The organism is Methylobacterium sp. J-067 (assembly GCF_022829465.1).
GTDB classification, from domain to species: Bacteria; Pseudomonadota; Alphaproteobacteria; order Rhizobiales; family Beijerinckiaceae; genus Methylobacterium; species Methylobacterium litchii.
The window spans coordinates 43680-63549 of sequence record NZ_JAKSXZ010000030.1; the positions used below are offsets into that span (position 1 = coordinate 43680).

17 protein-coding genes are annotated in these 19870 nt (G+C 70.3%); 1 reads left to right on the top strand and 16 read right to left on the bottom strand.

All coding sequences use genetic code 11. The features are described 5' to 3' along the window. Positions 1 to 213 precede the first annotated feature (213 nt). Positions 214 to 3303, top strand: coding sequence for a rhamnan synthesis F family protein (locus MKK52_RS02230; protein ID WP_243952123.1), 3090 nt, complete (start codon positions 214 to 216; stop codon positions 3301 to 3303). Here MKK52_RS02230 and MKK52_RS02235 read toward each other — a convergent pair. The 16 genes from MKK52_RS02235 to MKK52_RS02310 all read right to left on the bottom strand — a co-directional run. Further along, entirely contained in the window at positions 3300 to 3458 is a 159-nt protein-coding gene (locus MKK52_RS02235) for a CsbD family protein (RefSeq protein WP_243952124.1), read from the bottom strand. The genes MKK52_RS02230 and MKK52_RS02235 overlap by 4 nt on opposite strands. A 110-nt stretch (positions 3459 to 3568) precedes the next feature. Continuing rightward, the gene (locus MKK52_RS02240) at positions 3569 to 4870 is read right to left on the bottom strand and encodes an alpha/beta fold hydrolase (RefSeq protein WP_243952125.1); all 1302 of its coding nucleotides are present in this window, start codon (positions 4868 to 4870) and stop codon (positions 3569 to 3571) included. Between the two features lie 156 nt (positions 4871 to 5026). Beyond that, positions 5027 to 5527, bottom strand: a complete 501-nt coding sequence (locus tag MKK52_RS02245) for a DUF427 domain-containing protein (protein ID WP_409564607.1) — start codon at positions 5525 to 5527, stop codon at positions 5027 to 5029. Between the two features lie 75 nt (positions 5528 to 5602). Continuing rightward, positions 5603 to 6925, bottom strand: a complete 1323-nt coding sequence (locus tag MKK52_RS02250) for an MFS transporter (RefSeq protein WP_243952127.1) — start codon at positions 6923 to 6925, stop codon at positions 5603 to 5605. Positions 6926 to 7027: 102 nt separating this feature from the next. Beyond that, a complete protein-coding gene (locus MKK52_RS02255; protein WP_243952128.1) occupies positions 7028 to 7951 on the bottom strand; it encodes a hydroxymethylglutaryl-CoA lyase in 924 nt (307 codons plus the stop codon). Then, complete coding sequence (locus MKK52_RS02260; protein ID WP_243952129.1) at positions 7948 to 9165, bottom strand: CaiB/BaiF CoA transferase family protein; 1218 nt, start codon at positions 9163 to 9165, stop codon at positions 7948 to 7950. Before MKK52_RS02260 ends, MKK52_RS02255 begins: the two co-directional genes overlap by 4 nt. Positions 9166 to 9268: 103 nt before the next feature. Continuing rightward, positions 9269 to 10186: a LysR family transcriptional regulator gene (locus MKK52_RS02265; protein ID WP_243952130.1), complete on the bottom strand. Its 918-nt coding sequence runs from the start codon at positions 10184 to 10186 to the stop codon at positions 9269 to 9271. Between the two features lie 4 nt (positions 10187 to 10190). Further along, the gene (locus tag MKK52_RS02270) at positions 10191 to 11366 is read right to left on the bottom strand and encodes an alpha-hydroxy acid oxidase (protein ID WP_243952131.1); all 1176 of its coding nucleotides are present in this window, start codon (positions 11364 to 11366) and stop codon (positions 10191 to 10193) included. Between the two features lie 86 nt (positions 11367 to 11452). Continuing rightward, positions 11453 to 11944 (bottom strand): DUF2721 domain-containing protein, encoded by a 492-nt coding sequence (locus MKK52_RS02275; protein WP_243952132.1) that lies wholly within the window; start codon positions 11942 to 11944, stop codon positions 11453 to 11455. Positions 11945 to 12019: 75 nt separating this feature from the next. Further along, the gene (locus MKK52_RS02280; protein WP_243952133.1) at positions 12020 to 12202 is read right to left on the bottom strand and encodes a hypothetical protein; all 183 of its coding nucleotides are present in this window, start codon (positions 12200 to 12202) and stop codon (positions 12020 to 12022) included. Positions 12203 to 12358: 156 nt separating this feature from the next. Then, the gene (locus MKK52_RS02285; RefSeq protein WP_243952134.1) at positions 12359 to 12583 is read right to left on the bottom strand and encodes a hypothetical protein; all 225 of its coding nucleotides are present in this window, start codon (positions 12581 to 12583) and stop codon (positions 12359 to 12361) included. A gap of 192 nt (positions 12584 to 12775) precedes the next feature. Continuing rightward, on the bottom strand, positions 12776 to 15487 hold the full coding sequence (locus tag MKK52_RS02290) for a molybdopterin-dependent oxidoreductase (RefSeq protein WP_243952135.1): 2712 nt from the start codon (positions 15485 to 15487) through the stop codon (positions 12776 to 12778). After that, entirely contained in the window at positions 15484 to 16308 is an 825-nt protein-coding gene (locus MKK52_RS02295) for an FAD binding domain-containing protein (protein ID WP_243952136.1), read from the bottom strand. The genes MKK52_RS02290 and MKK52_RS02295 overlap by 4 nt, the downstream gene beginning before the upstream one ends. 109 nt (positions 16309 to 16417) lie before the next feature. Continuing rightward, the gene (katG, locus tag MKK52_RS02300) at positions 16418 to 18691 is read right to left on the bottom strand and encodes a catalase/peroxidase HPI (protein ID WP_243952137.1); all 2274 of its coding nucleotides are present in this window, start codon (positions 18689 to 18691) and stop codon (positions 16418 to 16420) included. Positions 18692 to 18774: 83 nt separating this feature from the next. Further along, on the bottom strand, positions 18775 to 19239 hold the full coding sequence (locus MKK52_RS02305; RefSeq protein ID WP_243952138.1) for a YaiI/YqxD family protein: 465 nt from the start codon (positions 19237 to 19239) through the stop codon (positions 18775 to 18777). A gap of 64 nt (positions 19240 to 19303) precedes the next feature. After that, positions 19304 to 19870: methyl-accepting chemotaxis protein (locus MKK52_RS02310; protein WP_243952139.1), on the bottom strand; the 567-nt coding region annotated here is incomplete at its 5' end.

Below are 19870 nucleotides of genomic sequence, written 5' to 3' on the forward strand. Positions count from 1 at the left end.
TTCGATGTCGATGCCTTCTGCGAGGCGCATTGGGACAGGATGGCATCCGATGCCAATCCCGCCGAGCTCTGCATCGCGTGGTACGGCAGCTACGAGTGGGCGGAGCGGGTGGGATCGCCCACGGACGTCGGCCCCGGGGTCGTGGCTCAATTTCGCAAGCATTTCGACGAAGCGTTTTACCGTTCCATGAATCCCGATGCCGAAGGGTCGGGGATGAGGCCGTACGAACACTTCATCGCCCACGGCCAGCACGAGGATCGTGATCCGGCGCCCGGTTTCGACATCTACGAATACAAGCGCGAGATCATGAGGAGCCGGCCGCCCTACAGCAATCCCCTTGTCCATCAGGTCCGGATCGCCGACCGAATGGGCGCCCCGGGCTTTGGGGCGAACGGAATCGTGCTGGACCCCGCCTCCACCGTGCCGGAGGAGGACATGGCGGGCCTCACGCTCGCTGTCCACGCGCATTGCTACTATCCCGAACTGATCGGGGAGTTGCTGCCGCGCTTGCGCTCGCTGCCGCCGATGGCGGTGGCCGTCATCACGGTCGTCTCCGAAGCCGACCGGCTGTTCATCGAGAACGTCTGCCGGCGGGAGTGGCGGGACGGGCGGTATGAGGTCCGCGTAGTGCCGAACCGGGGGCGCGACCTCGGCCCGCTCCTCGTCGGGTGCCGGGACCTGTGGTTCGGTTACGACATCCTGCTCCACGTCCACACGAAGCGCAGTCCGCATGTCGCCTGGGGCGACGATTGGCGCCGCTACCTGTTCGACCAGACGATGGGGTCGCCCGCCCTGGTCGCCACGATCCTGCGGACCTTCTCGGACGCGCCCGATCTCGGATGCCTGTTCCCGCGAAACTTCCACATGATCCGCCGCTTCACGGCGGAGGAGGCCAATGCCGGCAGGATCGATGCGGCGTTGCGCCAGCTCGGCCACGACGGCTTCCCCTGGCGGGGCAGCGATTACCCGGCCGGCGCGATGGCGTGGTACCGGACGGCGCCGCTGCGGCCCCTCATCGAGGCCTATGGCACCTTCGAACGCTTCGAGGACGAGCGCGGCCAGCTCGATGCCACCTTCGCCCACGTCCTCGAACGCCTCCTGCCGATCGTGGTCCGCGCGTCGGGAGGCCGGGTCGTCAGCTACATCACGCCCCGCCGGGCGCAGCCGGCGCCCCTGGCCGGTCTGCCGGTGCGGGAGGATTCCGCTGCCACCGTGCCGGCGCGATGGCAGCGCGACACCCCGCGCATCGCCCGCCGCCCGCTCCAGCCCCTCGCCCCCCTCGCCCGGATCCACAACGCGCGGGCCCTCGACATCCACTGGATCATCCCCTCCTTCGGCCGTGGCGCGGGCGGACACATGACGATCTTCCGCATGGTCGAGCGCCTGGAGGAGTTCGGGCACCATCAGACGATCTGGATCCAGAACGCCGTCACCTTCCGCGACCAGGCCGCCGCCAGGACGGCGATCCGGGACTGGTACAGGCCCATCGGCGAGAGGGTCCATGTCCGCTTCCTGCCGGAGGACGTGCGCGAACTGGCGGGCGATTGCCTGATCGTCACCGATTGCTGGACCGCCTTCCCCGCCGCCGAGGCGCCGAACTTCAAGGAGCGGTTCTATTTCGTGCAGGATTACGAGCCGAGCTTCCATCCGATGGGAGAGCTGCAGCTCCTGGCGGAATCGACCTACGATTTCGGCTTCCCCACCCTCTGCGCTGGACGGTGGCTGACCGACCTGATGAGCGCGCGCGGCCTCTGGGCCCGCAACTGGGACCTCTGCGCCGACCACGAGGTCTATTATCCGGGGCCGGCGCGGAGCCTGCCCCCGAAGGTCCCCCGCATCGCCTTCTACGCCAGGGGCTACACGCCGCGCCGGGCGGTCGGCCTCGGGCTCGCGGCGCTGGAGGACCTGCACCGGCGGGGCGTCGCCTTCCACGCCGACCTGTTCGGCGAGGCCGGCCTCGCCGTCCCGTACGACTTCCCCCACACGCAGCACGGCATCCTGAGCCCGGAGGCGCTGGGCGACCTCTACCGGGACAGCGACATCGGGCTCGTCTTCTCGGCGACCAACTATTCGCTGATCCCGCTGGAGATGATGGCCTGCGACCTGCCGGTGGTGGAGATCGACGCGCCGAGCACCCGCGCGATCTTCCGCGACGGCGAGGTAAGCCTCGCCAAGCCCCTGCCCCACGCCATCGCCGACGCGGTCGAGGCACTGATGGCCGATCCGCAGCGCCGGGAGCGGCAGCGGCGGAAGGGCCGCGACTTCGTGGCGACCACGTCCTGGGCGCGGAGCGCGCGGATGGTCGAGGCCGCCCTGTTCGAACGGCTGGGGGAGCGCGGCTTCAGGTCCGTCGATCCGGAACGGTGCCTCGCGCCGAGCGTCCATCGCGGGCGGCGGGTGTCGGTGTTCATCCCGACCTTCAACGCGGGCCACGAGTTCGCGCGCGTCCTCGATGCCGTCCTCGGCCAGCGCTGCGTCTTCCCCTACGACCTGCTCGTCATCGACAGCGGTTCGACGGACGGCACCCCCGATCTCGTCCGCCGCCGCCGGGACCCCCGCCTGCGGCTGGAGACGATCCCGAACGCGGAGTTCCAGCATGGTCGGACGCGCAACCGCGGCATCGAACTGACGGACGGGACCTTCGTCGCGGTTCTCACGCAGGATGCCCTGCCCCGGAACGATCTGTGGCTCGCCTACCTGATCTCGGGCTTCGACCGCGGGGCGCGGGTCGCCGGCGTGATCGGCCGACACGAGGCCTATCCCGAGCACGACGCCTTCACCCGCCGCGACCTGACCGAGATGTTCGACGCCCTCGCCCTGCTGCCGCCGGTCATCGACCGCGAGACCGGCCTGCCGAGCTTCTTCCATCCCGGCGGCAGCCTGTGGCGCCGGGTGCGGCAGTTCTATTCCGACAACAACTCCGCGATGGCGCGGGCCGCCTGGGCGGTCCTGCCCTATCCCGAAATTCCATGGGGCGAGGATCAGGTCTGGGCCGACGAGATGCTGCGGGCGGGCTTCCAGAAGGCCTACGTGAACGAGGCCGTCGTCTTCCACTCACATCCGATCGCATGGACCCGGCACGCCGCCACCGCGCGGACCGAGGGCGCGTTCTGGGGGCGGCATTTCGGCATGGATCTCCATCCCGAGCCCAAGGCCGCCATCGCCGCGATGGATGCGCGCGACGAGGATTTCGCCTTCCGCCACGGCCTCGCCGCGCGGGACCTCGCGGCGCGCAAGCGGTACAATCGCGCCACCGTCGAGGGGCGCGCGGCCGGCTACGCGGACTCCCTCGGCCTGCATTAGGCCCCTCGGTTGGCCTTGCCCGGGGTGGCCTTGGAGCCCTGCTTCTCGCGCTGGCCCTCTTCCGCGATCCGTGTGTCGCCGGTGAGCTTGCCGATGGCCTCCTTCACCGAACCTTTGAGATGGTTCGCGGACGGCTTGTCCTTGTCTTCGGCCATGGGCGACGCGTCCTGTGCGAGGCAATCCTGTTCGAGAGGGAGATGTGCCGGCACACCGCGCCTTCAATGGTGAGTTTGTACCGGTGATGACGTCCCGAATGCGCAGCCGGTCAGGCGGTCGCGGGCGCGTCGAGGAGTGAGGTATCCTCGGAGAGGACCCGGTCGCGCAGGCTGCGGGGGCCGAGGGTCAGGGCGAAGATGTCGAACACCCCGGCATGGTCGTTCGCCATCAGGAACTGGAAATGCATCCGGAAGGGCCGCAGGCGGATGCGCTCGTAGGTCTGCCGGTTGATGATCTCGGCGAACTTGGCCGAGCGGATGATCGGGTTGGCCATCTCGCCCTCGGACAGGCCGAGGGGCAGGTCGCGGGCCGGGTTGAAGCCGGGGAAGTTCATCCAATCCTGCGGCGCCTGGAAATCGACCCAGGTCAGCCGCCGCGAGGTCACGAGCTGCGCCACCGCCGCCCGCGTGGCGCGGGCGTCGGGCTGCAGGGCCACGATCGGCAGGCAGGAGCCGAGGGTCAGGAGCGAGAGGACCGGGCCGCCGGCCTCCCCGAGGGTCGGGTCTTCGGCGAGGAGGCGGACGGCGAGTTCGACGGCGGTCAGGCCGCCGGTCGAGTGTCCGACGATCATCACCTCGTCGGCTTGGCTCTCGCGGATGCGGTCGCGCATGTGCGCGGCGAAGGCCTCCACCCGCGCGTCGTAATCCGGCCGTTTCCCGCACGCGTGCTGCCAGTGGAAGACGCAATCGTGCATCAATTGCCAGAGGAAGGCGCGGTCGAGGCGCGGGGCCAGAAACTTCAGGCCGACCAAGCTGGCGACGATCCCCACCAGCAGGGCGAACCAGCCCGGCAGGCCGAACCCATGATGCAGCAGCCCATGCCCGGCGAAGCTCGCCACCAGGAGCGCCATCAGCAGCAGGAGCGACCCGACGAACGGGTACACCATTACGTTCGCGCATTTCCAGCTGGTGCGGTAGAGGCCGGCCAGCGTGCCGTTGACGGCGAAGTTCAGCGTCGCCCAGGCGTTGAGGCCGATCCCGACGACGCGCGGCTTGCCCATGTCCCGGCGGACGAGGTCGCTCCACAGGAGGAGTTCGTACTCCGTGCGGGTGCGGCCGCCCCCGGTCTCGACGTCCCAGCTCTGGCGGTTGCCGTCCTCGCTCGCCGTCGGGCAGCCGACCTTCGGCATCGGGACGCCGAACACTTTGGCGTAGCGGCGGATTTCCCGCAGGAACAGGGTGCGGTAGCGGCGCTCGGAATCGGGATCGTAGCCGGGCACGTAGAACAGCAGGCGCCGCGCGACGGGCCCAGTCGGCTCCCGGGAGGTCAAGGGCGGCGTGAACGCGATGGTTGTTGTCCGGACGGGCTCGCAGACCCGTTCCGGCCCGGCGCTCATCGCGTCGGTTTGCATAGTTTCAGCTCTGACTTCGTGCGTGACGGATTATAAACACGTCGTAAACCACCGTCACAAGTCGGACATTATCGGCAATCGCTGCCTAGACCGTCAATGAACGATCGGTACCGGTCGCCTCAATACGCCCGGGTGCGGCAGGACAGATACAGTCCGTCACCAGCCCTGGCTACCGGGTCCACCCTTGAACGGGCCGACGATGCGGGGGGTGATCCAGCCGCCGTAGAAGCCGCCGGGTTGGGGCGTCACGAGGTCGTCGCCGACATGGCATGAATCCATCGGCGCCGCGTAGAAGGCGACGTGGTTGGCGATTGGCCCGAAATCCGGGGTCGGGGTCGGGTAGGCCCAGGCCGCCTGCGAGGCCCGGCGGGTCGGCCCGACCACGTCGAAATGGATCGCCCGGCCCTTCCATTCGCAGAAGCTGCCGCTGGCGATCCGGGCGAGGCTGCCGGAGGCGATGTCCTCCGCCGGGATGTAGTAGGTCGGCGGGTGGCTCGTCTCCAGCACCCGCCAGCCGCTCGTGGTGTCGGCGATAATCATGCCGTCGAAGACGATGCGCAGGCGCTCCGGCACGGATTCCAGCCGGGGCGGGCGCGGGTAATCCCACACGCTTTCCTGGCCGGGGCCGACGGGAAGGGGGTTCGGATGCGGGGCCATGGGCATGCGGATCCTGAGGGGAGCGCCGCAGGACCATGTAGGGCGCCGCACCCGCAAGAGGATGCGGCGCGGGGGTCAGAGACCGCGATCGTTCCGGCGCAGGCTCGCCGGGGTGGCGAACAGGAGCAGCGCCGCCGCGACGAGGCAGAGAACGCCAATCCCGTAGAGGGCCGGGGTGGTGGAGCCGGTGAGGTCCTTCACCCAGCCGACCGCCACGGGGCTGACGATGCCGCCGAACTGGCCGAGCGTGTTGATGAGGGCGATGCCCCCCGCCGCGCCGACGCCGGTGACGAGCTTGGCCGGCAGGGTCCAGAAGGTTGGGATCGAGGCGACGATGCCGGAGCCGACCAGCGCCAGCGCGATCATCAGGGGCACGATCTGCTTGTCGAACAGGCCGGCGGCGAAGAAGCCGAGGGCCGCCGCGATGGCGAGGCCGGCGACGAATTTCGGCCGCTCGCCCGAGGCGTCGGACAGGCGCCCGACGACGACCATGCTGATCGCGCCGCAGATATAGGGGATGGCGGTGAGGAAGCCGACCGAGGCCGCCGACCCGCCCGTGGCGGTCTTGATGAGGTCCGGCCCCCAGAAGTTCAGGCCGTAGGAGCCGATCTGGAGCAGGAAGTAGACCAGCGCAATGAGCAGAAAGCCCGGCAGCTTGATCGCGCCCCAAAGGGAATGGTCGCCGATGTCCCGGTTGTGGTGGGCGATCTTCGAGGAGAGGAGATCCTTCTCCTCCTGCGTCAGCCAACGCGCGTCGGAGATCCGGTCGTCGAGGCGCAGGAACACCAGCACGCCGAGGAGGAGGCAGGGCAGGCCACCGGCCAGGAACAGCCATTGCCAGCCGGCAAGACCCGCCACGCCGTTGAGCCCGCCGAGGATCAGGCCCGCGATCGGCGCGCCGAAGATGCCGGAGAAGGCCGAGGCGACGAACATGAAGGACGTCACGCGGCCGCGGAACGAGGCCGGGAACCACAGGGTCAGGTAATAGAGGATGCCCGGCGCGAAGCCCGCCTCCATGGCGCCGATGAGGAAGCGCAGGGCGTAGAACTGCCACTCGGTGCTGATGAACACCATGAGCGCCGTGGCGATGCCCCAGGAGATCATGATGCGGGCGATCCAACGCCGCGCCCCGACCTTGTAGAGGAACAGGTTCGAGGGCACCTCGAAGATCACGTAGCCGATCACGAACATGCTCGCCCCGAGCCCGTAGGCGACGTTGCTGAAGCCGAGGTCGCTTTGGAGCTGGAACTTCGCGAAGCTGATGTTGATGCGGTCGAAGAACGCGAACATGTAGCAGATCATGATCAGCGGCATCAGCCGCCACGCAGCCTTGCGGACCACGCTGCTTTCCGTGACTTCGGCCACGCCCGCGAGCGGGCTGGTGGTGACGGCGCTCATCTTATTTCCTCCAAGACTTCGGGCGGCATGCGCCCGCGTGCCGCCCGGCGCCGCTTCTCTGGCGGCGTCCGGTCGGGACGGGGTTTGCGGGGGGCGAAGGCCTCAGGCGGCCTGCGGGATCGGGTGAAGGTCGCAAGGACGCCCCGCCTTGGCGACCTGCCCCGGCACGTCGTGCCCGACGAGGCGGGGGAGATCGCGGGAGAGGCCGATCAGCGCCTCAAGGTCGAGGCCCGTCGCGATGCCCATCTCCTCCGCCATGTTGGCGAGATCCTCGGTGCAGATGTTGCCCGTGGCCCCCGGCGCGAAGGGGCAGCCGCCGAGGCCGCCGAGCGCCGCATCGAAGCGACGGGCGCCGACCTTGTAGGCGGCCAGCACGTTGGCGAGGCCGAGGCCGCGGGTGTTGTGGAAGTGGAGCGTCAGCGTCGAGGCCGGCACCAGGGTCAGCGCCCGCGCGACCAGGGCCTCCACCTGACGGGGGTTGGCCATGCCGGTCGTGTCGGCGAGGGTGACGTTCTCGACGCCCAGCGCGAGGTAGCGCTCCACCTGCGCCATCACCTTGTCCGCCGGCTGGTCGCCCTCGAAGGGGCAGCCGAAGGCCGTGGCGACGGTGGCGTTGGTGGAGACGCCGGAGCCCTTCACCGCCTCCATGATCTTGCCGAAGCCCTCGATCGAGGCGGCGGGCGTCATGCCCATGTTGGCGCGGTTGTGGGTCTCACTCACGGAGGCGACGAGGTTGATCTCGTCCACCTTGGCGGCGAGCGCCCGCTCCGCGCCTTTGGGGTTCGGCACCAGCGCCACGTAGACCGTGCCGGGCCGGCGGGTGATCCCGGCGAAGACCTCGGCGGCGTCACGGAGCGCAGGCACCGCCTTCGGCGAGACGAAGGACGAGACCTCGATCCGCGAGAAGCCGGCGGCCGAGAGGGCGTCGATCAGGGCGATCTTGTCGGCGGTCTCCACGAAGACGGGTTCGATCTGGAACCCGTCGCGGGTGGCGACCTCCTGGATCAGCATGGCATCCCCGCTCATTGGACGGCTCCCTCGCGGCGCAGGCGTGCAATGGTCTCGGCGTCGCGGCCGAGATCGGCCAGGACGTCGTCCGTGTGGGCGCCGAGCGCCGGGCCCTGCCAGCGCACCGAACCCGGCGTGCCGGAGAGCTTGGGCACGATCCCCGGCATCTTCACGGTGGTCCCGCCGGGCAGTTCCGCCTCCAGGATCATGTCGCGGGCGGCGTAATGCGGGTCGGCCACGATGTCGGCGACCGAGTAGATGCGGCCCGCCGGCACGTCGGCACCGTCGAGGACCTCCAGGGCCTCCTCGACGGTGCGCACTTTCGTCCAGTCGGCGATCACCCCGTCGAGCATCGCCGCCACGGCGCTGCGGCCGTCATTGCCGCGCAGCGACGGGTCCTCGGCGAGGTCCGGGCGGCCGATGGCATTCATCAGGCGGCGGAAGATCGGGTCCGAATTGCCGGCGATGACGACGTAGCCGCCATCCTTCGTGGGATAGGTGTTCGAGGGCGTGATGCCCGGCAGCGCGCCGCCGGTGCGGGTGCGGACCTCGCCCAGCAGGTCGTATTCCGGGACGAGGCTTTCCATGACGTTGAACACGCTCTCCACGAGCGAGACGTCGATCACCTGACCCGCGCCGCCGCCGGTCTTGACGTGGAGCAGCGCCATCAGGGCGCCGATCACCCCGTGCAGCGAGGCCAGCGTGTCGCCGATGCTCACGCCGACGCGGGCGGGCGGGGAATCCGGGCTGCCGGTGGTGAAGCGGATGCCGCCCATCGACTCGCCGATGGCGCCGAAGCCCGGCCGGTCGCGATAGGGGCCGGTCTGGCCGTAGCCGGAGATGCGGACCATCACCAGCTTCGGGTTCAGCTCTTGCAGCACATCCCAGCCGAGGCCGAGCTTTTCCAGGCCGCCGGGGCGGAAATTCTCCACCACCACGTCGGCGCTGCGGACGAGATCCTTCACGACCGCGAGGCCGTCCGGCGATTTCAGGTTGATCGCGATCGACTTCTTGTTGCGCGATTGAAGATACCACCAGAGCGAGGTGCCCTCGTGCATCTTGCGCCACTTGCGCAGCGGGTCGCCGTCGTTCGGCGGCTCGACCTTGATGACCTCGGCGCCGAATTCGGCGAGGATCTTGGTGGCGAACGGTGCCGCGATCAGCTGGCCGAGTTCGAGAACGCGGATTCCAGCGAGCGGACCCTGGGACTGGGCGGTTGCCGAGCTTGCCATGAGCGCTCCTCCATCGTTGATTGATGGAAGAATAGTTCATTGCGCCCAGTGGGTCTAAACGTCATGCGCGAGCCTGCGTTCTCCGCACGAGAACGCTAAGGCGTCAGCCGGCCGCCCGGCGCAGGTGGTCGAACAGCAGCGCGGGGGCGGGCGTCTGGGCGCCCGGCCGGACGACGAGGAGGAGCGTGCGCTGCGCCCACGGATCGGTGAGGGGCACGGCGGCGACGCGCATCTGTGGCCCGAGCAGGGCGTAGACCCCTTCCGGCACGACGCCGAGCCCCATTCCGGCCTGCGCCATCCGGCAGATCGCATCGAAGCTCGGCACATGGATGCGCAGCTTCAGGGGGCGCCCGAGCCGGCGGGCCTCGTCGCGCAGGGCGGCGTAGATCGAGCTTTCCCGGTGCATCCCGACATGGTCGTGGTCGAGGGTGTCGGCGAGCGCCACGGAGTCCCGCCCGGCGAGCGGATGGCCATCGGGGACGACGAGGACGAGGCGGTCGCTCCGGTAGGGGTAGGCGTCGAGCGAGCGGGTGTCGGTGCCGCCCGCGCAGATGCCGAGGTCGGCGGCGCCTTCCTCCACCCCGGCGACGACCCCGCTGCTCGGGCGCTCCTCTAGGTCGACGCGGATCTCCCCCTGTGCGGCGAGGAAGGCCTGAAGGTCCTCCGGCAGGAACTCGACGATGGCCGAGAGGTTCGCGAGCACCCGCACGAAGCCGCGCACGCCGCGGGCATGTTCGGCGAGTTCGAGGCTGATCTGCTCGGCGCTCGCGAGCATCCGGCGGGTGTGGTGGAGCAGGGTCTCCCCGGCGGGGGTGGGGCGCATCCCCTTGGGCTCGCGGATCAGCAGGTCGCAGCCCAGCGCGCGTTCCAGTTCGGCGAGGCGCTTGCTGACCGCCGAGGGCGCGATGGCGGCCCGCCGGGCTGCGCCGTTCAGCGTGCCGTCCTCGCAGATCGCCACGAAGAGGCGCAGGGTCTTGAGATCGAGGCGGTTGAGGAGGGATGGCGTCGCAAGCCCCGTCACCGGCTCAACCCATCCTGGCGGCCGTGAGGTCCGGCCCGTGGGGCGGGCGCAGGATCGCGCGGTCGATGGCGCGGATGTCGCGATGGCCGCACAGCGCCATCGTCATGTCGAGCTCCTTGCGGATGATCTCCAGGCAGCGGGCGACGCCCGCCTCCCCGCCCGCGCCGAGCCCGTAGAGGAACGAGCGGCCGATGAAGACGCCCTTGGCGCCGAGCGCCACGGCCTTCAGCACGTCCTGACCCGAGCGGATGCCGCCATCCATCAGCACCTCGATGCGCGAGCCCACCGCCTCCACGATCTCCGGCAGGATGGCGATGGAGGACGGCGCGCCGTCGAGCTGCCGCCCGCCATGGTTCGAGACGACCAGCGACTCGGCCCCCGTGGCGACGGCCCGCTCGGCATCCTCCGCGTCGAGGATACCCTTGAGGATCAGCGGCCCCTTCCAGCGGTCGCGGATGCGGGCCACGTCGTCCCAGTCGAGGCGCGGGTCGAATTGCTGCGAGGTCCAGGCGGAGATCGAGCGCGTATCGCCGACGCCCTCGACATGGCCGACGATGTTACGGAATGTCCGCCGCTTCGTGCCGAGCATCTGCAGGCACCAGCGCGGCTTGGTGAGGAGGTCGAGGACCGTGGACGGCGTCAGGCGCGGCGGCGCCGAGAGGCCGTTGCGGATGTCCTTGTGGCGCTGCCCGAGGATCTGGAGGTCGAGGGTCAGGACCAGCGCCGAGCAGCCCGCCGCCGCCGCCCGGTCGATCAGCCGGTCGTTGAAGGCCCGGTCGCGCATGAAATACAGCTGGAACCAGAACGGCGCGGAGACCGCCTCGGCCACGTCCTCGATGCTGCAGATGCTCATGGTCGAGAGGGTGAAGGGCACCCCGGCGGCCTGCGCCGCCCGCGCGGCCAGGATCTCCCCGTCCGCGTGCTGCATCCCCGTCATGCCGGTGGGCGCCAGGGCGACGGGCATCGCCACCGCCTGCCCGGCCATGGTGGTGGCGAGCGTGCGGTTCGTCATGTCCACCGCCACCCGCTGGCGGAACTGGATCGCGGCGAAGTCGTCCTCGTTCGCCCGGTAGGTGCCCTCGGTCCACGAGCCGGAATCGGCGTAATCGTAGAACATCCGCGGCACCCGCCGCTTGGCGATCCGGCGCAGATCTTCGACCGTGGTGATGGTGGGGTCCATCGGGCGTGGTCCTCCGTCCCGCGCGAGGTGTGTTGTCCGCACCCTATACCGGCAGGCGGCCGTGCGGCCAGGCGCGGCGCGGCGCCTCAGGCCCCGCGCTTCGAGGCGGCGTCGCGCTGGCGCTCCACCTCGACGCGGACGCCCCGCCCCGCGAGCAGGATCTCCGCCAGGAAGGCGCAGATGGCGGCGACGGTGAACACCAGGGCGAGGCCGAACAGGGCGAACAGCACCGAGGCCGCCGCGCCATCGCGCAGGGCGCCGACATAGAGGGTCAGGATCGAACTCAGCACGAGCCCCGCCCCGACGCAGGCGAGCACCACCGCCGCGTCGAGGAGGATCGACCGGCGGTGCAGGAAGGCGAGCCGGACGGAAATCGCCCGCGCCGCGTCCTCGTCCGCCCCCATCAACTCTCGGTCGGCCGCGTTCACCTTGTCGGAGATCCGGGCGAGCCGGGTCGAGAAGGTGTTGAGCAGCGTCGCCAGCGCCGAAAGCAGGAAGGCCGGCGCGAGCGAGACTTGGATGATGTGGGCGATGTCGTCGGGCGAGTTGACGCTGAGCGCGCCGCCGAACAGGTCCATGCGCTGAAAACCCCCGGATACGCCCGCGCGGAATGCGGGCGGCAGGGGCTTTAGCGCATCAGGGCGTCCGGGTCGTCACTCGGTCTTGGCCAGCGCCTTCGCCTGCGCGGCGAGGCGCGCCTTGCGGGCCTCCCGGATCATGATCTCCGCCCGCTCGGCCTCCGTGCGGATGCCCATGCGGTCGATCAGCTCGGTCCCCGCCCTCTTCTGCACGGCCTGCAGATCGGTCTTCGGCCGCGGCCCCTTCACTTGCCCCATTCCCCACCTCGTTGCGCCAATATGGCCACGCTTGTGCGAAGGGGGATCTTGGGCGCTACCGCAGCGCGTCAACCCTGGACTGTACGAGGATACACAGAACAAAGCGGCCGGATGGGTGATTCCATCCGGCGCGCACGGCGGTTCAGCAGGTTCCGGTCAGTTCAGGCTGGTCCAGCCGGTCGAGGCGACGGAGCGGTTCCAGGCATGGCCGGCGCCGTCCATCAGGTGGAGCTCCGTGGCGTCGGGATATTCCCGGCGGACCTTCTCGTAGGCCGCGTTGGCCGCGAACTGCGCCGACGATTCGTCGCCGGCCGAGATCGCGATCCGGCGAACGGGCTCGTCATCGCCATCGGCCATGATACCCAGCGTGAACTTGGCCATGGTTCCTCCCTTATATTTGTCGAGACATTTCACCTCGCTTCATGCAACGGAGTCAATCGATCTTTCGCCGAATGCCGTGATGGATGTTGTATTCCGTCATCCCGCAATTGCGAAGAACGCATGTCGCGCTGCAATCGACGCAATCCGGGAGAACAGTTTGCGCTCACGGCGACATGACTATTGCCGCCGGTCTCAACGAGCCTGATCAGAAACCGGGTGGCGCTCACCCAGGTCGCACGCCGCCGCGACGGCACGGAAGATCCGATCCGGGGCGAAGGGCGTGGCGGTGAGGCGGGCGCCGGTGGCGTCGCGGATCGCGTTGCCGAGCGCCGCCGCGACCGGATTGAAGGGCGATTCGCTCATCGACTTGGCCCCGAGCGGCCCGACCGCATCGTCCGTCTCGGCGAACAGCACCCGCGTGTCCGGGACGTCGCCGCAGGCGGGGATGTGGTAGTTGCGGAAGGTCCGCGTCGCCACCGCGCCCTCCCCGTCCAGGGCGACCTCCTCGTAGAGCGCGGCGCCGAGGGCCTGGGCCACTCCGCCCTCCACCTGCCCCCGGCACTGCATCGGGTTGATCACCACGCCCGCGTCGGCGGCGTGGACGCTGGTCAGGATGCGCACGGCCCCGCTCACCGGGTGGACCGCCACCCGGAAGGCCTGGACGTTGAAGGCGACCGAGCGCGGGCTGCCGTTCGACCGGCCCGACGCCTCCAGCGGCGCGAGGTCGTTCAACGGGATGACGCCCTTGGGGGTCTCGACGGTGCCGTCCGCGAGGCGGCATGCCTCCGGCGTTACGCCCGTCCGCTCGGCTGCCCGCGCGCGGATGGCCTCGGCGAGCGCCAGCGCCGCCCGGTGGACCGCTTGGCCCGCGACGACGGTTCCGGTCGAGCCGTAGGCGCCGGTATCGTGCCCGACCGCGTCGGTGTCGGCGGCCTCGATCCGCACCCGCGCCGGGTCGGCCTGGAGCGCCTGCGCGGCGAACTGGCGGTGGACCGTCTGGCTGCCGTTGCCGAACTCGGCGGTGCCGGTGCGGAGCCGGTAGGTGCCGTCGGGCAGGAGCGCGGCGAAGGCCTCGGCGTGGTGGCCGCGCGGGGGAATCGTATCGAGCATCGCCATCGCCATGCCGGTGCCGACGTGCCAGCCCAGCTCGGGCGCCGGGCCGGGATCCTCGGCGAGCGCCGCCTGCGCGAGGTCGAGGCATTGGTCGAGACCGTAGCTGCCGAACACCACGTCGTGCGGGTGCAGGCTGTGGGCGACCAGCGGTTCGCCCGGCCTTACGGCATTGATCCGGCGCAGGGCGAAGGGATCGACGCCCAGCCGCCGCGCCACCTCGTCGAGGGCGGACTCGAGGGCGAAGATCGTCTGGCTGAGGCCGTAGCCCCGGAAGGCGCCGGCCGGCGGGGTGTGGGTGTGGACCGCCCGCCCCGCCACCCGCTTGTTCGGGCAGGAATAGGCCGCCAGCACCTCGTTGCAGCCGTGGTGGAGCACGCCGCCGGCATGGTTGCCGTAGGCGCCGGTGTCGGAGAGCACGTCGAGACCAAGCGCGGTGATCCGCCCGTCCCGCTTGGCGCCCACGGTCACCCGCACCCGCATCGGGTGGCGGGTGGTGGTGGCCGCGAACTGCTCCTGCCGGGTCAGTTCCCACTTCACCGGGCGGCCGGTCTTGAGGACGGCCAGCGCTACCAGATCCTCGGTCAGCATCTCCTGCTTGCCGCCGAAGCCGCCGCCGACCCGCCCGCATAGGACGCGGATCTCCTCGCGCGGCAGATCGTACAGGGCGCAGAGGGCGTCGCGGGTCAGGAATGGCACCTGCGTGCTGGTGCGGAGGGTGAGGCGCCCGTCGGCGTCGCGCCAGCCGGCGCAGCCATGGGTTTCGAGATGCGCGTGCTGCACCCGCTGCGAGGTGAAGGTCTCCTCGTAGACGAGATCGGCTTCGGCGATGCCGGCGGCGACGTCGCCGACCTCGCCGCGCACCTCCGCCGCGAGGTTGGTCTCGCCGTGGACGCGGGGCGCGTCCGGGTCGAGGGCGCGGGCGGGGTCGAGCAGGGCGGGCAACACCTCGTAGGTGACGCGAAGGGCCCGGCAGCCCGCCTCGGCGGCGGCCTCGGTCTCGGCGACCACCGCCGCGACGCGCTGGCCGGCGAAGCGCAGGACGGGATCGAGCACGAGCGTGTCGGCGGCGTCGTCGCGGGGGTCTTCGTGGCGCCCGGTGGAGAAGCGGCGCGGGGGGGCGTCCTCGTGGGTCAGGACAGCGACGACGCCGGGCACGGCGCGGGCCGGGCCGGTGTCGATGGCGACGATCCGGGCATGGGCATGGGGCGAGCGCAGCACCTTCAGGTGCAGCATCCCGGCCTCGGGGATGTCGAAGGTGAAGCGGGCGGTGCCCGTCACCACCAACGGCGCGGCCGGGGCCGGCACGGAGCGGCCGACGCACGCCCCCTCCGGCGCCTCGACGCGCGCGATGCCCGCGATGGCGTCGCGGATCGCGCCGTAGCCGGTGCAGCGGCAGAGGTTGCCCTTGAGGGCGTCGCCGAGATCCTGGCGCCGGCCCTGGTCCAGGGCGGCGGCGGTCATCACCATGCCGGGGGTGCAGAAGCCGCACTGGAAGCCCTGGGCGGCGACGAAGGCCGCCTGGACCGGATGGGTCGGTTCGCGGGCTTCGCCCGGCCGGCACGGGCCGGACAGGCCCTCGATGGTCGTGACCTCGGTGCCCTCGGCGCGGAAGGCCGGGACGAGGCAGGAATGGACCGGCTCGCCGTCGAGATGGACGGTGCAGGCACCGCAATCGCCCGCATCGCAGCCCTTCTTCACCCCGAACCAGCCGGCTTCGCGCAGGACGGTGCGCAGGCATTGGCCGGGGCGCGGGTCGGCGTCGTGCGCATGCCCGTTGACCGTCAGCCTCACGCCCGTACCTCCGTCAACTCGGCCAGGATCTCGCCCGCGAAATGCAGGGTCATGTGGCGCCGCCAGTCGGGGCGGCCGTGAACGTCGTCGTAATACAGGCCCTCGGGAACTGCCGCCTCGACCGCGTGCAGCAGGTCGTCGCGCTCAGGCGGGCGCGGGAAGGCGAGGCGTAGGGGGCGCGGCACGGAGGCCGTGACCGTGAGGGCGAAGGCCCCATCCGCGCCGAGCGTCCCGATCAGCAGCGCCCCCGAGCGCCCGTGTGGGCTGAGGCTGATCCGCCGGAAGGCGGTGCGCCGGGACAGCGCCGAGGCCGGCAGGGTGACGCTGCGCAGGATCTCGCCGGGGGCGAGGGCGTTCCGCTGCGGCCCGATCACCACCTCCGGCACGGTCAGGCGGCGCTCGCTCCCATCCGGCGCCCAGAGGAGGCAGCTGCCCTCCAGGGCGGTCGTCAGGGCGATGATCGGCCCGGCCGGCAGGGCGAGGCAGAGGTTGCCGCCTACTGTCGCCCCGTTCCACACCTTGAACGAGCCGAGCAGCGACCGGCAGCATTGCCGCACCAGCGGCGCGGCGATCCAGGCTGCCGGCAGGTCCAGCCGTTCGAGGGCGGCGACGGTGCAGGTGGCGGCGAGGGTCAGCCCGTCCGATCCGGTCTCGTGCGCCGGCCAGCCGAGGCTCGTCAGGTCGATCAGGCGGCGGAGCGCCGGCTGCGGCTCGGAATAGAGCCACGTGCCGCCCGCGAGCCATGCATCGCCCTCGCGCCAATCCGGCATCTCCGACCGGCTGCGGAGCCGGATCGTCGTCTCGATCGTGTGCAGGTCCATGGTGTCCCAGGGGAAAGTGTTTGGGACCCCTTGGCAAGTTGCTTGCCGCCAGCCCTGCGTGGGGCGCTGGCCGTGCGGCGGCCGGGAGGACCCGGCCGCCGTCTGGGCGTCAGTTCGGCTTCAGGTCGTAGCGGTCGAGGTTCATCACCTTGTCCCAGACCTTCACGAAGTCGCGCAGGAAGCGCTCCTGCCCGTCCGTGCCGGCATAGACCTCCGCCACCGCGCGGAGCTGGGCGTTCGCGCCGAAGACGAGGTCGCAGCGGGTCGCCGTGTACTTCGTCTGCCCGCTCGCGCGGTCATCGAGGGTGAACGCCTTGCCCGCGCCGTCCGTCTTCTTCCACTCGTAATCCATGCTGGTCAGCACGGTGAAGAAGTCGTTCGTCAGCACACCGACCCGATTGGTGAAGATGCCGTGCCGGGACCCGTCGTGGTTTAGGTTCAGCGCCCGCACGCCGCCCGTCAGCGCCACCCATTCCGGGGCGGTCAGCGCCAGCAGATGCGCCCGGTCGAGGAAGACCTGCTCCGGCGAGACCCGGCCTTGCGTGATCTGGTCGAAGCGGTCGTCCACGTAGTTGCGGAACCCGTCCACCACCGGCTTCAGCCATTCGAAGCTGTCGGCGTCGGTCATCGCGTCGGAGGTGTCCATCCGCCCCGGCGCGAAGGGCACCGTGACCGAGGATCCGGCGTCGCGGGCGGCCTTCTCCACCGCCGCGCAGCCGCCGAGCACGATGAGGTCGGCGAGCGACACCTTCTTGCCGCCGCCGGCCCGGCCGTTGAACCCGGCCATGACGCCCTTCAGGGCCTCGATCACCGGCATGGCCCGGCGGTTGATCGCCCAGTCCTTCTGCGGCGCCAGCGCGATGCGCGCCCCGTTCGCCCCGCCGCGCTTGTCGGTGTTGCGGTGGGTGGAGGCCGAGGCGAAGGCCGCGTAGGCGAGGTCCGACACCGAATGCCCGAGGCCGAGGATCTCCTGCTTCAGGGCGGCGATGTCGCCCGCGTCGATCAGAGGGTGATCGACGGCTGGGATCGGGTCCTGCCACAGCAGGTCCGGCTCAAGGGTCTTCTCCGGGCCGAGGTAGCGCTCCTTCGGGCCCATGTCGCGGTGGGTGAGCTTGTACCACGCCTTGGAGAACTGCAGCGTGAAGTAGTCGAAGTCGTTGAGGAACTTCAGGCAGATCTCGCGATAGACCGGGTCGGTCTTCAGCGCGATGTCGCTCGTCATCATCATGAGCGGATGGGTCTTGCCGGGGATGTGGGCGTCCGGCGTGCGGGGGGCGTCCGGATCCTCGGGCTCCCATTGCAGGGCGCCGGCCGGGCTCTTCGTCTGTTTCCATTCGAACTTGAAGAGGTTCGTCAGGTAGTCGTTGTCCCACTGGGTCGGGTTCGGGATCCACGAGCCCTCGATGCCGTTCGTCATCGTGTTCTCGGCCGCGCCCGTGCCCTGCGGGTTGTGCCAGCCGAGCCCCATCGCCTCGAGGGGCGCGATCTCCGGCGGCGGGCCGATCCGGTCCGCCTTCACCATGCCGTGGCTCTTGCCGAAGGCGTGGCCACCTGCGATCAGCGCGACGGTCTCCTCGTCGTTCATCGCCATGCGGGTGAAGGTGACGCGGATGTCCCGCGCCGAGCCCATCGGATCGCCGTTGGCGTAGGGTCCTTCCGGGTTCACGTAGATCAGCGCCTGGTGGGAGGCCGCCAGCGGGTTTTCCAGGTCGTAGTCGGGGTCGCCGTTCTGGCCGCGCCAGCGCTTGTCGCGGGTGACCATGCTGTCGGGAGATTCGATGTTGTGCGGGTCCCAGAGTTCCGGGCCCCAGTAGGTGGCGTTGTCCGCCTCCCAGGCGTCGCGGCGGCCGCCGGCGAAGCCGTAGGTGGGGAGACCCATGATCTCCAGGGAGATCGTTCCGGTCAGCACCATCAGGTCGGCCCAGGAGAGGGCGTTGCCGTATTTCTGCTTGATCGGCCAGATCAGGCGGCGGGACTTGTCGGTGTTGCCGTTGTCCCACCACGAGCTGATCGGGGCGAAGCGCTGCAGGCCCTCGCCCGCGCCGCCGCGCCCGTCCGCGATGCGGTACGTGCCGGCCGAGTGCCAGGCCATGCGGATCATCTGCGGGCCGTAATTGCCGTAATCGGACGGCCACCACGCCACCGAACTCGTCAGGAACGTGCGGATGTCGGCCTTGAGCTGCTCGTAGTCGAGCGCCTCGAAGGCGGCCTGGTAATCGAAATCCGCCAGCGGATTCGCCTGCGGACCGTTCTGGTGAAGCATCTCGACGCGCAGGCGGTCGGGATACCAGTCCTCAAGGGTCGGCGGGGACGTGTCAGCGCCCCCGATGCGGTCACCGCCGAAGGGGCATTGGCCCGCGAGAACGTCCTTATAGGTTTCCATGCTTCGTTCCCCGTTCACTCGCCGTCAGTTCTAGGGCGAGATGCGGGGCCGTCACCGAAGCGGAGCCATAGGTCGCATCTTTTTTAGGGATGCGCCCGGCGCAGCCGCATCACGGCCCGGTCGAGGGCGCCGAGGAAGGCGGAGCGGTCCCTGGCCGAGAACGGGGGCGGGCCGCCCGTCACCGCGCCGGCTTCCCGTAATTCCTGCATGAGGTTGCGGGTGGCGAGCGCCATCCCGACGGAGGAATCCGTGAACGCCTTGCCGGTGGGCGAGAGGGCGCTCGCCCCCGCCTTCACGCAGCGGCTCGCCAGGGGCACGTCAGCGGTGATCACGATGGAGTGAGGGCCGGCGCGCTCGGCGATCCAGTCGTCGGCGGCGTCGAACCCGTCCGACACGATGACCCGCTCGATCCACTGCTCGCGCGGCACGTTGAGGAAGCTGTTGGCCACCACGTAGACATGCAGGCCGTAGCGCTCGGCCACGCGGTAGGTCTCGGCCTTCACCGGGCAGGCATCGGCGTCGATGAAGATCGTGATCGGCTGCGGCACGGGCTCGTCCTCGTTCTGTCGGCCGAAGGGATGCCCCTTCGGCGCCGCACGGTCCAGGCCCGTCTCAGGCCGCGCGCACGGAGGCGAGGAAGCGCACCATCTCGGCCCCGAGATGTTCGGATTGCCGCGACAGGTCGGAGGCGGCCGACAGGACCTGCCCGGCGGCCTCCTGGGTGCTCTCGGCGGCGCGGGCGACGCCGACGATGTTGCTCTTCACCTCGCCGGTGCCGTCCGCCGCCTGGGCGACGTTGCTGACGATCTCCAGGGTGGCCGCGCCCTGCTCCTCGACGGCGGCGGCGATGGAGCCGGCGGCGGCGTTGATCTCGCGGATCCGGCCGGTGATCGCGCCGATCGCCGCGACCGCCTTGTCCGTCACGCCCTGCACCTCGCCGATCTGGCCCGCGATCTCCTCGGTGACCTTGGCGGTCTGGTTGGCCAGCTCCTTCACCTCGGCGGCGACGACGGCGAAGCCGCGCCCCGCCTCGCCCGCGCGGGCGGCCTCGATGGTCGCGTTGAGGGCCAGCAGGTTGGTCTGCGAGGCGATGCCGGAGATCAGCCCGACCATGTCCCCGATCCGCGCCGAGGTCTGGCTGAGCGCCTGCACGAGGGCGGCGGTCTGGTCCGCCTCGTC

Coding starts and splice junctions, on each gene's coding strand:
- MKK52_RS02230 (WP_243952123.1), top strand. CDS start 214: ATGAGGCCGTACGAACACTTCATCGCCCACGGCCAGCACGAGGATCGT.
- MKK52_RS02235 (WP_243952124.1), bottom strand. CDS start 3,458: ATGGCCGAAGACAAGGACAAGCCGTCCGCGAACCATCTCAAAGGTTCG.
- MKK52_RS02240 (WP_243952125.1), bottom strand. CDS start 4,870: ATGCAAACCGACGCGATGAGCGCCGGGCCGGAACGGGTCTGCGAGCCC.
- MKK52_RS02245 (WP_409564607.1), bottom strand. CDS start 5,527: ATGGCCCCGCATCCGAACCCCCTTCCCGTCGGCCCCGGCCAGGAAAGC.
- MKK52_RS02250 (WP_243952127.1), bottom strand. CDS start 6,925: ATGAGCGCCGTCACCACCAGCCCGCTCGCGGGCGTGGCCGAAGTCACG.
- MKK52_RS02255 (WP_243952128.1), bottom strand. CDS start 7,951: ATGAGCGGGGATGCCATGCTGATCCAGGAGGTCGCCACCCGCGACGGG.
- MKK52_RS02260 (WP_243952129.1), bottom strand. CDS start 9,165: ATGGCAAGCTCGGCAACCGCCCAGTCCCAGGGTCCGCTCGCTGGAATC.
- MKK52_RS02270 (WP_243952131.1), bottom strand. CDS start 11,366: ATGGACCCCACCATCACCACGGTCGAAGATCTGCGCCGGATCGCCAAG.
- MKK52_RS02275 (WP_243952132.1), bottom strand. CDS start 11,944: ATGGACCTGTTCGGCGGCGCGCTCAGCGTCAACTCGCCCGACGACATC.
- MKK52_RS02280 (WP_243952133.1), bottom strand. CDS start 12,202: ATGGGGCAAGTGAAGGGGCCGCGGCCGAAGACCGATCTGCAGGCCGTG.
- MKK52_RS02285 (WP_243952134.1), bottom strand. CDS start 12,583: ATGGCCAAGTTCACGCTGGGTATCATGGCCGATGGCGATGACGAGCCC.
- MKK52_RS02295 (WP_243952136.1), bottom strand. CDS start 16,308: ATGGACCTGCACACGATCGAGACGACGATCCGGCTCCGCAGCCGGTCG.
- katG (WP_243952137.1), bottom strand. CDS start 18,691: ATGGAAACCTATAAGGACGTTCTCGCGGGCCAATGCCCCTTCGGCGGT.